Origin of the sequence: Leclercia sp. AS011 (assembly GCF_037152535.1) — a bacterium.
GTDB lineage: Bacteria > Pseudomonadota > Gammaproteobacteria > Enterobacterales > Enterobacteriaceae > Enterobacter.
In genome coordinates, this window is the sequence record NZ_JBBCMA010000001.1 from 1,721,138 (window position 1) to 1,734,429 (window position 13,292).

General features: G+C 56.5%; 13 protein-coding genes. 1 reads left to right on the forward strand and 12 read right to left on the reverse strand.

Annotated elements, in window-relative coordinates; translation table 11 throughout:
* Positions 1 to 16: 16 nt before the first annotated feature.
* The 7 genes from WFO70_RS08175 to hinT all read right to left on the reverse strand — a co-directional run bounded on the left by WFO70_RS08175 (position 17) and on the right by hinT (position 5,370).
* Complete coding sequence (locus tag WFO70_RS08175) at positions 17 to 1,321, reverse strand: NAD(P)/FAD-dependent oxidoreductase (protein ID WP_337015570.1); 1,305 nt, start codon at positions 1,319 to 1,321, stop codon at positions 17 to 19.
* A gap of 233 nt (positions 1,322 to 1,554) precedes the next feature.
* On the reverse strand, positions 1,555 to 2,097 hold the full coding sequence (ycfP, locus tag WFO70_RS08180) for an alpha/beta hydrolase YcfP (protein ID WP_103179108.1): 543 nt from the start codon (positions 2,095 to 2,097) through the stop codon (positions 1,555 to 1,557).
* Positions 2,098 to 2,131: 34 nt separating this feature from the next.
* Positions 2,132 to 3,157: a beta-N-acetylhexosaminidase gene (nagZ, locus tag WFO70_RS08185; protein WP_337015571.1), complete on the reverse strand. Its 1,026-nt coding sequence runs from the start codon at positions 3,155 to 3,157 to the stop codon at positions 2,132 to 2,134.
* Between the two features lie 11 nt (positions 3,158 to 3,168).
* Positions 3,169 to 3,993 (reverse strand): thiamine kinase, encoded by an 825-nt coding sequence (gene thiK / locus WFO70_RS08190; protein ID WP_337016646.1) that lies wholly within the window; start codon positions 3,991 to 3,993, stop codon positions 3,169 to 3,171.
* Positions 3,974 to 4,624 carry a penicillin-binding protein activator LpoB gene (gene lpoB, locus WFO70_RS08195; RefSeq protein ID WP_337015572.1) on the reverse strand — a complete coding sequence of 217 codons (651 nt, stop codon included), beginning with the start codon at positions 4,622 to 4,624 and terminating at the stop codon, positions 3,974 to 3,976. Before lpoB ends, thiK begins: the two co-directional genes overlap by 20 nt.
* A gap of 10 nt (positions 4,625 to 4,634) precedes the next feature.
* Positions 4,635 to 5,009 carry a YcfL family protein gene (locus WFO70_RS08200; RefSeq protein ID WP_337015573.1) on the reverse strand — a complete coding sequence of 125 codons (375 nt, stop codon included), beginning with the start codon at positions 5,007 to 5,009 and terminating at the stop codon, positions 4,635 to 4,637.
* Between the two features lies 1 nt (position 5,010).
* A complete protein-coding gene (gene hinT, locus WFO70_RS08205) occupies positions 5,011 to 5,370 on the reverse strand; it encodes a purine nucleoside phosphoramidase (RefSeq protein ID WP_146145498.1) in 360 nt (119 codons plus the stop codon).
* Positions 5,371 to 5,723: 353 nt separating this feature from the next.
* On the opposite strand from hinT, the gene fhuE reads away from it, so the two are divergent.
* Positions 5,724 to 7,910, forward strand: a complete 2,187-nt coding sequence (gene fhuE / locus WFO70_RS08210) for a ferric-rhodotorulic acid/ferric-coprogen receptor FhuE (RefSeq protein ID WP_337015574.1) — start codon at positions 5,724 to 5,726, stop codon at positions 7,908 to 7,910.
* 189 nt (positions 7,911 to 8,099) lie between these two features.
* Here fhuE and ptsG read toward each other — a convergent pair whose 3' ends face one another.
* The 5 genes from ptsG to yceG form a co-directional block, all read right to left on the reverse strand.
* On the reverse strand, positions 8,100 to 9,533 hold the full coding sequence (gene ptsG / locus WFO70_RS08215; RefSeq protein ID WP_142489087.1) for a PTS glucose transporter subunit IIBC: 1,434 nt from the start codon (positions 9,531 to 9,533) through the stop codon (positions 8,100 to 8,102).
* A gap of 297 nt (positions 9,534 to 9,830) precedes the next feature.
* Positions 9,831 to 10,625, reverse strand: coding sequence for a metal-dependent hydrolase (locus WFO70_RS08220; protein WP_337015575.1), 795 nt, complete (start codon positions 10,623 to 10,625; stop codon positions 9,831 to 9,833).
* 10 nt (positions 10,626 to 10,635) lie between these two features.
* Positions 10,636 to 11,640 (reverse strand): DNA polymerase III subunit delta', encoded by a 1,005-nt coding sequence (gene holB, locus WFO70_RS08225; protein WP_337015576.1) that lies wholly within the window; start codon positions 11,638 to 11,640, stop codon positions 10,636 to 10,638.
* Positions 11,637 to 12,278, reverse strand: coding sequence for a dTMP kinase (gene tmk, locus WFO70_RS08230; protein ID WP_337015578.1), 642 nt, complete (start codon positions 12,276 to 12,278; stop codon positions 11,637 to 11,639). The genes holB and tmk overlap by 4 nt, the downstream gene beginning before the upstream one ends.
* A complete protein-coding gene (yceG, locus tag WFO70_RS08235; RefSeq protein ID WP_337015579.1) occupies positions 12,268 to 13,290 on the reverse strand; it encodes a cell division protein YceG in 1,023 nt (340 codons plus the stop codon). Before yceG ends, tmk begins: the two co-directional genes overlap by 11 nt.
* Between the last annotated feature and the right edge of the window lie 2 nt (positions 13,291 to 13,292).

Consider the following 13,292-nt stretch of genomic DNA (forward strand, 5'->3'; position numbering starts at 1 on the left):
CGCAGGGGCGGAGGGTTTAGTGCAGTTTCAGACGCGGTCGGATGACGCGGTTGATACTGCCCACCACCATCATCAGCCCGGTTTTAAAGTAACCGTGCAGCGCAACCTGGTGCATACGGTACAGGGAGATGTAGACGAAGCGCGCAATACGCCCTTCTACCATCATCGAGCCGCGCATCAGGTTACCCATCAGGCTGCCGACGGTGGAGAAGTTAGAGAGCGACACCAGAGAACCGTGATCTTTGTAGACATAGTTCTTCAGGGCCTTGCCTTTAGCCTGCGCCAGGATGTTATACAGCGCCAGGCTGGCCATCTGGTGCGCGGCCTGAGCACGCGGTGGCACAAATCCGCCTTCCGGACGCGCGCAGGAGGCGCAGTCGCCAATGGCGTAGATGTCCGGATCGCGGGTGGTTTGCAGCGTCGGCTCCACCACCAGCTGGTTAATACGGTTGGTTTCCAGGCCGCCGATCTCTTTCATGAAATCAGGCGCTTTAATCCCTGCCGCCCAGACCATCAGGTCGGCATCAATGTGTTCACCATCTTTGGTGTTCAGGCCATGTGCATCGGCGCTGGTCACCATAGTCTGGGTCAGAACGCGCACGCCCAGTTTGGTCAGCTCGCTGTGGGCTGCGCCGGAGATACGCGGCGGCAGCGCAGGCAGAATACGTTCGCCCGCTTCCACCAGCGTCACGTTCAGCGCCTCGTTGGTTAACCCTTTGTAGCCGTAGCTGTGCAGCTGTTTCACCGCATTGTGCAGCTCAGCAGAGAGCTCAACGCCGGTCGCGCCGCCACCGACGATGGCGATGTTCACCTTGCCACTTGCGCCGAGGTTATTGGAGTATTTCAGGAACAGGTTCAGCATCTCCTGATGGAAACGACGCGCCTGGTGCGGGTTGTCGAGGAAGATGCAGTGCTCTTTGACGCCCGGAGTATTGAAGTCGTTAGAGGTGCTGCCCAGCGCCATTACCAGCGTGTCATAGGCCAGCTTGCGCTCCGGCACCAGCAGTTCGCCCTTCTCGTCGCGCAGCTCGGCCAGAGTAATGGTTTTGCTTTCACGGTTGATATCCATTACCGAGCCCAGCTGGAACTGGAAACCGTGGTTGCGCGCATGTGCCAGATAGCTCAGCGCGTCAACGCCCTCATCCAGAGAACCAGTTGCCACTTCGTGCAGCAGCGGTTTCCACAGGTGGCTGTGATTGCGATCGACGAGCGTAACTTTGGCTTTTTTACCGCGTCCGAGCTTCTTTCCCAGCTGTGTAGCCAGTTCCAGACCGCCAGCACCACCACCCACAATCACTATCTTTTTCAATGGCGTAGTCAACGTGACCCCCTAAATTATTAACCAATTGTTAACTAAAAGTTATTAAAATAACCTTTAGTTAACAACAAGTTACAGCACTGAAACCATTCAACGGACATGAGAATAACATGTTCGGTGCATTGGTCATACCAAAATTGATATGCATCAAGTTTTGCCGCTGAAAATTTACACAAGCTTAGCAAAAAGAGAGCCCGGCTCACGTCATGTGGCCGGGCTCAGCGTGAAATCAGGAATTAACCTAAAGTCTTGAACGCTTTGATGCGTTGCAGATGAGGGGCGATATTCTTGAACTTATGCGTCTGCTCTTCATCCCAGACGATTTCGTAGTAGTGGTGCAGCAGTTCCGCGGCGCGCGGGCTGTTAAGCGCCTCATCGTTGCGGGAGAGGATCACCAGGCAGCGATCGCGGTTCTTCTCGCGGAAATTGCTCACGCACTTGGTGGCGATATCAACGTACTCTTCCGGCCGGTCGATCTTGCCTTCCATATTCTCGTTCGGAAACAGGTTAGGGTTGAACACCACCTGGCGAATATCACACAGGAAGCCAATACGCTCCGCCCAGTATCCGCCGAGGCCGACGCCACAGATCAATGGTCGTTCATCGACGTTCAGCTGCAACATTTTGTCCACTTCCTTCAGCAGATGCTGCATATCATGCTTGGGATGACGCGTGCTGTAGCTAATCAGCCGCACATCCGGGTCGATAAACTGCAGCTGCAGTACTTTCTCGTGATTACCGGGACTGTTCGAATCAAAACCGTGCAAATAGATGATCATCGTATCCTCGCCACACTACGCTTGCCAGGAGGGGTTACTGCCCCGCTTTATGCGCTTCCCAGCGCTCATGAAGCGCGTCTAGCTGCGCATTCACGGTTTTCCAGCGTGCTGTATCCCGCAGCTCCTGACGGCTAAAAGAACCTTTATGATACAATTGTGTAACACGTTCAGCCTTGATCGGCGACAGGTTATCTAACACGCTCACTGCGCCTTTACGATTATTGCAGACCAGGATCATATCGCAACCCGCATCCAGTGAGGCCTGGCCGCGTTCCGCGTAGCTGCCCATGATCGCCGCCCCTTCCATCGACAGATCGTCCGAGAAAATCACGCCGTTGAAGCCCAGCTCCTGACGCAGGACGGTTTTCAGCCAGTGCGGCGAGCCGCTGGCCGGACGCGGATCGACATCGGAGTAGATCACATGCGCGGGCATGATGGCATCGAGCTTGTTGTCGGTGATGAGCGATTTGAAAATCGACATATCCCGGGTGCGGATCTCCGCCTGAGGACGCGGGTCGCGCGGGGTCTCTTTATGGGAGTCCGCCGTCACGGCACCATGACCCGGGAAATGTTTGCCGGTGGTTTTCATTCCGGCGTCGTGCATCCCGTCGATAAAGCGGGTCGCCACCTGTAACGCTTTCTGCGGATCGTCGTGGTACGCGCGCTCGCCGATGGCGGCGCTGATATGGCCCACGTCCAGTACCGGGGCGAAGCTGATATCAATGTCCATGGCGATCATCTCGCTGGCCATCAGCCAGCCGGCCTCCTGCGCCAGTTGGCCGCCCTCTTCCAGACCGAGGAGCGCCGCAAACGACTGGGCAGCGGGGAGACGGGTAAAGCCGTCGCGAAAACGCTGCACACGACCGCCTTCCTGATCCACCGCCACCACCAGACGGTGATGTGACGCCTCGCGGATCTGGCGCACCAGCTCCCGTAGCTGCGCCGGATCGTGATAATTGCGCGTAAACAGGATCAGGCCACCCACCAGCGGATGCGCCAGAATCTCGCGCTCCTCCGCATCCAGCTCATAACCTTCCACATCTAACATGACCGGACCCACACGAACCTCTCTTATTCTGTCTCTTCTAACTGGCACCAGATCTCATCGGCCAGCGTAATAAATTGTTTGTCTTGTGACTGTTGCCAGCGCAGCTCAAACCAGCCTGCCATTAGCATCAGCACCCAGGGGCGCCAGCATTGTACCTGACGTTGCAGACGGGACAGCTCAAGCTGTGCGGCCTGCGCGTAGGCAGCGAGCAGCTGCTGACGCTGGGCGTCGCTCTCTGTCCAGACGCTGGCCAGCTCCAGCGCAACGTCGCCGTCTCCGGCGTACTCCCAGTCCAGCAGCCGGACGCCAGCCGCGGTATGAACGATATTACCTGCATGAACATCCATATGCAGCGGCGCCAGCCGCAGCGGGCGCGGCTCCCCCCGTTTTTGCAGCCGCTTATGCCATTGCAGCCACAGCGGCGTGCGACGGGACGGCGCGGCCTGCAGCCAGTACTGCTCCAGCAGCGGGGCCAGGGTGATGCGCCAGCCAAATCTGGGCTGTTGGTGCAGATGATACAGCATCGCGGCCAGCGCGGGTGCGGCGGGTAATCCGGTTTTGATCTCACCGGTGAGATAATCGACCGCTATCCAGCCGGGACTGTAAAAATGCGGCTGGGGGGCGATGTCGGCGGGAAGATGGCGTAGCGCATGGTACTGACGACGAAAATGGGCTGGGGTGGCCAGCGCGGCGTGACACTGGCGCAGCACCAGTCGCCGCCCGGCGTGCTCAATAATGCAACTCGCGCCGCTCAACCCGGCGTGGGTCTGCGGCGCGATAAGGCGATACTGCGGGAAAAAGCGCGACAGCAGTGTGTCGCGCGTCAGGTTACTGTTGCTGAACTGCACCTTTACCTGACCAGATAATTTCACCTGTCTGAACCAGCATCAGCTGCATTTGCAGCGCTGGCGCGTTGACGTTGCCGGTCGCGCTGGAGTAGAGCACATACTGCGCCCCTACGTTGCGGGCAATGCCGATAGCTTTACTGCGCGAGCCCAGGCTGTCCTGTGGGGAGAGGCCCAACTGCTGCTTGGCTACCGCCAGCTGCTGCGCGGACACCAGGGTAAATTTGCCGTTGTTCGCCAGCGCATTGCGCAGCGTTTCGGTGGCTTCTCCGGCGTTCAGGCTGCCGTTGGTGCGGTTATTGACGCTGTCCACCAGCAGCACGCTGCCTGCGTTGACGCCCTGAGCCTGCAACATTTTGGCGACCATTGGCTGCATCGCGCCGTTCCAGTCGTAATGACGTTCACGAGGCGCAGGCTGAGCGGTCTCTTCCTGATGCTCGATCGGGCCTGGCTGTGCCGGTACTGACGGCACGGTTGGCACGGTAGGAACGGGCTGTGTTGGCTGGACCGGCTGTTGTGCGCCTGGCTTCACCTCTTCAACCGGTGCAGGTGGCTGCTCGGTACGGCTAATACATCCCGAGAGGAACAGGGCAAAAGCCGTGACCAGCGCGTAACGACTAAAATTTTTAATCAAGGATCACCCCTTAGAGATAGAGATAAAGTCTGACCTTATGCGCACCCAGATAGTTGGCGCTGCCGTAGAGCGTGACCGACGAATTCGCCGGGATAGTCACGCTGCGTGGCGCCTCAAGCGGGTGCATTTCCAGGCCTCTGGCGTCATACCAGAAAAAACGGTAATGGACGGTAACGGACTCTTGTCTTTCATTAAACAGCGTTGAAGAGGCAGACGGCTGGATCTCGCTAATGGTCAGCGACGGTTTTTCAGCGGTAATGCCCGCCGCCAGCACGGATGACTCCATCACTAATGTTTGCTCATCATTAACGGGGATTGAAGGCTGAGATTTGCATCCCGCCAGCACCACCATCATCAAAAGCATCGCAATCCGTCCACCGGGCATCTTAAAGACCTTTATGCGCAAGCATCGGCCCCAGCGGACGACCGCCAAGCAGATGCATATGAATATGATAAACTTCCTGACCACCGTGGCGGTTACAGTTCATGATCAAACGGTAACCGTCTTCGGCCACGCCTTCCTGCTCAGCAATTTTCGCTGCTACTGTCAGCATACGGCCTAATGCCAGTTCATGCTCAGTTTTCACGTCATTTACCGTCGGAATCAGAATATTAGGAATAATGAGGATGTGGGTCGGCGCCTGCGGAGAGATGTCGCGGAAAGCGGTAACCAGTTCATCCTGATAAACGATATCTGCCGGGATCTCGCGGCGGATAATTTTACTGAAAATGGTTTCTTCAGCCATGAGGTTTTCCTTATTCATTAATCTGGCGACGTGCCCGGAGACAACCCACTCGGTGCAGGCGCATTAGTTTGTGACACGACTCAAGAGTATGAGCGACTTTCTCTAATCCTTTCAACCTTATCCCTCGATTTCTTTCCTTATAGCGCAATTTATACGCAGCGGTTTAGCGCGCCCTCCCCTGAAATCTTAAAACATAATTTCAGATACGGCTGAAACCTCTGTTTACAGGTTTAATCACAATGCGTATATTTCGCATTTGCATTTACATGCGCATTTCATACATAGAAAACGACCTCAGACTGTAGCTACAGAACTGAGGCATAACATTCACACTTCACTCAGAAGGTTTGCTGATGTCTTTCACGAATTATACCAGGGACGGGCAACGCCAGCCTGTCACTAACCCCTCGCTGCTCGCAGCCTGTATTGCTTTCGCGTTGACACCCGTCGCGACTTTCGCCGCCCCGGCGGAAGAGACGGTTATTGTTGAGGGCTCATCGCAGGCCGACGCCGCGGATGAAAGCCATGACTACAGCGTAAAAACCACGACTGTGGGCACCAAAATGCAGATGATCCAGCGTGACATTCCACAGTCAGTGACGATCGTCGGCGAACAACGCATGGAAGACCAACAGCTGCAAACCCTGGGCGACGTGATGGACAACACGATGGGGATCAGCAAAAGCACCACTGACTCCGATCGCAGCAACTTCTACTCTCGCGGTTTTGAAATCGACAACTACATGGTCGATGGCATCCCAACCTACTTCGAGTCGCGCTGGAATCTGGGTGATTCTCAGTCGGACACCGCCCTGTTTGAGCGGGTTGAAGTGGTGCGCGGGGCCAACGGCCTGATGACCGGGACAGGCAACCCGTCCGCAGCAATCAATATGGTGCGCAAGCATGCCACCAGCCGCGAGTTCAAGGCCAACCTGTCGGCTGAATACGGTAGCTGGAACAAACAACGCTACGTGATGGATATGCAAAGCCCGCTGACGGAAGACGGCAATCTGCGTGGCCGCATTGTGGCGGGTTATCAGGACAGCGACTCCTGGCTCGACAACTACAATCAGAAGCGGACCTTCTTCTCCGGGATTCTGGACGCCGACCTGGGTACCAGCACTTCCCTGTCCGCAGGCTACGAATACCAGCGTATCGACATTAACAACCAGACGTGGGGTGGATTGCCGCGCTGGAACACCGACGGCAGCGTCAGACATTACGATCGCGCGCACAGCACCTCGCCGGACTGGGCTTACAACGACAAAGAGTTCAATAAGGTCTTCTTTACCCTGAAGCAGCGCTTTGCCGACAACTGGCAGGCCACGCTGAATGCGACCCATACCGAAGCGAAATTCGACAGCAAAGCGATGTACCTCGATGCCTATGTCAACAAGAGCACCGGCATGCTGGAAGGGCCTTACGTGAACTACGGTCCGGACTACGCCTACATTGGCGGTACCGGCTGGAACAGCGGCAAGCGTAAAGTGGATGCGGTGGATCTGTTTGCTGACGGGGGCTACGAGCTGCTGGGTCGTCAGCACACCATGATGATTGGCGGCAGCTACAGCCGTCAGACCAACCGTTACACCAACTCCTGGGCCAACGTCTTCCCGGATGAGTTCGGCAGTTTCTACGACTATAACGGTAACTTCCCGGAAACCAACTGGGGATCGCAGTCGCTGGCCCAGGATGACACCACCGACATGAAGTCGCTGTACGCGGCAACCCGTATCTCGCTGGCCGATCCGCTGCATCTGATCCTGGGCGCACGCTACACTAACTGGCGTGTTGATACCCTGACCTACGGATTAGAGAAAAACCACACTACGCCTTACGCGGGTCTGGTCTACGATATCAATGACAACTGGTCTGCCTACGCCAGCTATACCTCTATCTTCCAGCCGCAGAACTATCGCGACAGCTCGGGCAAATATCTTGACCCGATCACCGGTAATAACTACGAAGCGGGGCTGAAGTCCGACTGGATGAACAGCCGTCTGACCACCACCCTCTCCGTGTTCCGCATCGAGCAGGATAATCTGGGACAAAGTACCGGACGGACGATTCAGGGCTCCACGGATACGGCTTACGAGAGCGTAGATGGTACCGTGAGTAAAGGCGTTGAATTTGAAATCAACGGCGCGCTGACGGATAACTGGCAGATGACCTTCGGCGCAACGCGTTACGTTGCCGAAGACAACAACGGCAAAGCGGTGAACCCGCAGCTGCCGCGCACCACCGTGAAACTTTTCACCAGCTACCGTCTGCCGGCCATGCCTGAACTGACCGTCGGTGGCGGCGTTAACTGGCAGAACAGCGTCTATACCTATCAGGACACGCCTTACGGCACCTGGCGTGCATCGCAGGGCAGCTACGCGCTGGTGGATCTCTTCACCCGTTACCAGGTCACCAAGAACTTCTCCCTGCAGGGTAATCTGAATAACCTGTTTGATAAGACGTACGACACTAACGTGGAAGGCGAAATCGTGTACGGCGAACCGCGCAACGTCAGTGTGACCGCAAGCTATCAGTTCTGATCAATCAACCGTTATTCAAGGGAGCCTGATGGCTCCCTTTTTTGTGCGCGCGGTTTGCCGGGTGGCGGCTGCGCCTTACCCAATCCCGGTTTTGCAGGCCCGGTAAGCGTAGCGCCACCGGGCATTTCCTCAACCACAGGCAATAAAAAAGGCAGCCATTCGGCTGCCTTAGTCTCCCCAGGTCACAACTTAGTTGCTGCGGATGTACTCATCCATTTCGGTTTTCAGGTTATCGGATTTGGTACCGAAGATAGCCTGTACACCGGAACCTGCAACAACTACGCCAGCTGCGCCCAGTTTTTTCAGACCCGGCTGGTCAACTTTCGCGATATCAGCAACGCTCACACGCAGACGAGTGATACACGCGTCCAGGTTAGTGATGTTCTCTTTACCGCCGAACGCTGCAACCAGTGCCGGAGCCATTTCGCTGGTTGCGCCAGCTTTAACGTCGTCAGTAGCATCTTCACGACCCGGAGTTTTCAGGTCCAGTGCTTTGATCAGCACGCGGAAGATGGTGTAGTACGCAACCGCGTAGCACGCACCTACGATTGGGAACAGCCACAGTTTGCTGCTGTTACCGGACAGAACGATAAAGTCGATCAGACCGTGCGAGAAGGAGGTACCGTCACGCATACCCAGCAGGATACAGATTGGGAACGCCAGACCTGCCAGAACCGCGTGGATAATGTACAGGATCGGCGCAACGAACATGAAGGAGAACTCGATCGGCTCGGTGATACCGGTCAGGAACGAGGTCAGCGCTGCGGAGATCATGATACCGCCCACTTTTGCACGGTTCTCTGGTTTAGCAGAGTGCCAGATTGCAATCGCAGCAGCCGGCAGACCGTACATTTTGAACAGGAAGCCGCCAGACAGTTTGCCTGCAGTTGGGTCGCCTGCCATGTAGCGAGGGATGTCGCCGTGGAAGACCTGACCTGCTGCGTTGGTGTATTCACCGATCTGCATCTGGAAAGGAACGTTCCAGATGTGGTGCAGACCGAACGGCACCAGGCAACGTTCAATGAAGCCGTAGATACCGAACGCCACAACCGGGTTCTGGTACGCAGCCCACTGGGAGAAGGTCTGGATAGCGGAACCAATCGGTGGCCAGATGAAGGAGAGGATCACACCGGTGAAGATCGCCGCCAGGCCAGAGATGATTGGAACGAAACGCTTACCTGCAAAGAAGCCCAGGTACTCAGGGAGCTTGATGCGATAGAAGCGGTTAAACATATACGCCGCAATAGCACCCGAGATGATACCGCCCAGAACCCCGGTGTCAGCCAGGTGTTTCGCAGCGATCTCTTCCGGTGGTAAGTGCAGCACCAGAGGTGCAACCACAGCCATGGTTTTAACCATGATGCCGTAGGCAACTACAGCGGCCAGTGCAGATACGCCGTCGTTATTGGTGAAGCCAAGCGCAACGCCGATGGCGAAGATCAGTGGCATGTTAGCAAAAACAGAACCGCCTGCTTCGGCCATCACATGAGAAACTACGGCTGGCAGCCAGCTGAAGTTTGCAGAACCGACGCCCAGCAGGATACCTGCGATAGGCAGTACGGATACCGGCAGCATCAGCGATTTACCGACCTTCTGCAGGTTAGCAAATGCATTCTTAAACATAATTGAGAGTGCTCCTGAGTATTTGTGCTTTTTTTACGTTTTCACGCATTGGCCCGGGGGGAGAACCGTGCCGTGGACAGGACATCTAAGCGCCCTTTATTTATTACACAGAGTAAAATAAATCCGCGTATCTTTGTTTGACGGCTATCACGTTTCAGCGCAGGGCAGCTGAAAAACTTTCAGATTTTTACAAAACAGATTGCCAGATGTTTCTAAAAAGGTCTTCACCGCCCCCACTTGGGCGGTGAACTTTACTCGTTTTGGCTATTAATTACGAGCCATAAAAAAATAGATTAATCAGGCAGATTGCAGGCGGGAAGGATCGATGTGAAACAGGCTGGCAAAGTTATCGGTGGTGATGCGTGCCAGTTCTTCAACGTCGACGCCTTTTAAAACGGCCATATACTCGGCCACATCCCGTACCATCGCGGGCTGGTTCTCTTTACCGCGATGCGGGACCGGTGCCAGATAAGGGGAATCTGTTTCCACCAGCAGACGATCGAGCGGCACGTAGCGCGCGGCATCACGAAGCTGCTCGGCGTTACGGAACGTCACGATCCCGGAAAACGAGATATAAAAACCCAAATCCAGCAGCTTGCCCGCTGTTTCTCTGTCTTCAGTGAAACAGTGTAGTACGCCGCCGCAATCCGTCACCTTTTCTTCTGCCAGGATCGCCAGCGTATCGGCGCGCGCGTCACGGGTATGGACGATCACCGGTTTATTCAGCTCCCGACCAATACGGATATGGTCGCGGAAAGACGCCTGCTGGCGGGCTTTAGTTTCCGGGGTGTAAAAGTAATCCAGCCCGGTTTCGCCCATTGCCACCACGCCCTCTTCCGCCGCCAGACGGCGTAAATCTTCGACGTCGTAGGCTTCATCCTGGTTGAGTGGATGCACGCCGCAGGAGAAGACCACGTTGTCGCGTACGCCTACCAGCTCACGCATGGTTTTGTAGCCGGGTAAGGTCGTGGCGACCGCCAGGCAAAATTTCACATCGCGGGCGGCGGCTTTTGCCAGCACGTCATCGACGTTTTTATGCAGGGATTGATAATCCAGGCCATCGAGATGGCAGTGTGAGTCGACTAAAAACATAATGTCTCTCTCAGAGATGTGATACAGGCAGCGTCGTGCCCGGTTGCAGGTAATGCTCGATAGTGAGTAACAGGTCGGTCAGGACAAGCTCCCGATTCAATCCCGTTACGCTGAGTAGTTGTTCACGACACTGGCAGACATCATGAAGGATAGCCCGCAATGCCACACCCGGCAGGCGTTGCGCCAGACGATTAACCAGCGGCCAGGCATCGGCGTTGCTTAACAGGGTCGCCCCCTGCTGAATTTTAAGGGCGTCCAGCAGCAGAGCTGCCAGCCAGTGCAGGCGATCGGGGGCTTGCTCATGGTTCAGGACCGGAAGCAGGCTCAGCCAGTCGCTGCTGTCCGACACCGCACCGAGCGCCTGACAAAGTTGTTCCCGTTGCGTCTGGATGTTGGGCTGTAGCAGGGCCAGCGCCGCGGCAGGTGCCCCGCCGCTCAGACGCAGCGCGCTCAGCGCCGCCTCTTGTGACGTTGTCACTTCCCGCGCCAGCCAGCTGACGGCCCACGCCTCCTGCGGCACGCTGAGATGATGCAGACGACACCGGCTGCGCAGGGTCGCCAGCAGCCGTCCAGGTTCACGGCAGGCCATCAGGAACCAGGTATTTTCCGGCGGTTCTTCGAGGGTTTTTAACAGAGCGTTGGCCGCGGCCTCGGTAAGCTGGGCGGCATCCTTCAGCCAGACGACTTTGGCCCCACCCAGTCGCGCGCGCTCGTAGAGCTTTTCACTTACCGCGCGCACCGCGTCGATGCCGAGCGCGGTTTTGCCCTTCTCCGGCTCCAGCGCGTAATAGTCCGGGTGCGTTTCCGCCTGCATCAGCTGACAGCTGCGGCACTGACCGCAGCTTTTATGTCCCTGCGGCTGCTGGCACATCAGAAAACGGCTGATGGCGTAGATCAGCGCCTCATCGCCCATGCCCGGCAGCGCCTGGATCAGTAACGCATGATGCCCCCGACCGGACTGATAGCTGTTCACCAGCTGCTCAAAGTGCGGGCGCAACCATGGATACCATTTCATGCCTGTTGTTCCTTCAGCCAGTCAGTCACCGTCTGGCGAATGTCGTTCATCACCTGTTCCAGCGGCTGGGTAGCATCAATGGTGCGGATCGAACTGTCCTGGGCCGCCAGCTCAAGGTAGCGGGCGCGGGTGCGGTTAAAGAAGTCCAGCGACTCCTGTTCGATACGATCCAGTTCGCCGCGGGCGCGGGCGCGTTTCAGTCCCACTTCCGGGGTCACGTCGAGGTAGAGCGTCAGGTTCGGGCGGAAATCACCGAGGATCGCATCGCGCAGCGTGCCAAGCATCTGCTGGTCAATGCCGCGTCCACCGCCCTGATAGGCCTGGGTGGAGAGATCGTGGCGATCGCCAATCACCCAGCATCCCCGCGCCAGAGCAGGTTTGATGACGGTGTCGACCAGCTGGACGCGTGCGGCGTAGAACATCATCACTTCGGCTTTGTCGGTGATCACTTCATCCCCGACCGATTTGATGTCCAGCACCAGGCTGCGCAGTTTTTCAGCAAGCTGGGTGCCGCCCGGCTCGCGGGTGAAGATCATCTCTTCAATGCCACACGCTTTGAGCGTCTCGACCACCACGTCACGTGCGGTGGTTTTCCCGGCGCCTTCCAGCCCCTCAATGACGATGTAATTACTGCGCATTTTTTTCCTTAAGTGCCTTCAGATAATCCTGAACCGAACGATTATGACTGGCAAGATTGGTGTTAAAAGTATGTCCACCCTTTCCGTCCGCGACGAAATAGAGATACGGAGTTTTTGCCGGATGCGCGGCGGCATTCAACGATGCCTGACCCGGCGTTGCAATCGGCCCCGGGGGTAAGCCGCTAATGACATAGGTATTATAATCGGTTGGGGTTTCCAGGTCTTTCCGTGAAATTTTGCCCTTGTAATTCTCACCCATACCGTAAATCACCGTCGGATCGGTCTGCAGACGCATGCCGATACGCAGACGATTGATAAAGACCGAGGCGACCTGATCCCGCTCGCTGGCTACCGCCGTCTCTTTCTCGACGATTGAGGCCATGGTCACGAACTGGTTCTGATCTTTATACGGCAGATTCTCCATCCGCCCTTCCCAGGCTTTATCCACCGCTTCAACCATCTTTTTATGCGCGCGCTGCAGCAAAGCCACATCCGTAGTGCCCGCAGTGTACATCCAGGTATCCGGCCAGAGCCACCCTTCGACCCACTCAGGATGTTCAAACTTCAGGGCCTCAGCGACGGTGGCGTAGCTGTCGTCCTGCAGCGTATGTTTGATATAAGGGGCGTCGCGGAGCTGTTTCAGGTAATCGCTCAGGCGCATCCCTTCCACGAAACGCAGCGGGAACTGCGCCTCTTTACCGCTCTCAAGCAGCTGCAACATCTCTTTGACGGTCATCCCCGGCGTAAAGCGATAGGTACCGGCTTTGAAATGCGACAGCTCAGGCTGCACGCGTAACAACCACTGGAATACCCGCGGACGGTTAATAATCTTCTCGCCATAGAGCTGGTCACCCAGCGCCAGTCGCCCGGTGCCCGGTTTCAGGGTAAAGATCGTCTCTTCAGAGATCAGAATTGGACTGCCCGCCAGCTGGCGAACTTTCCACATCCCCACGCCAGCGGCAATGCCCAGCACGACAAGGATGAGGAGAATAAAGCGCAACATTTTTTTCATGA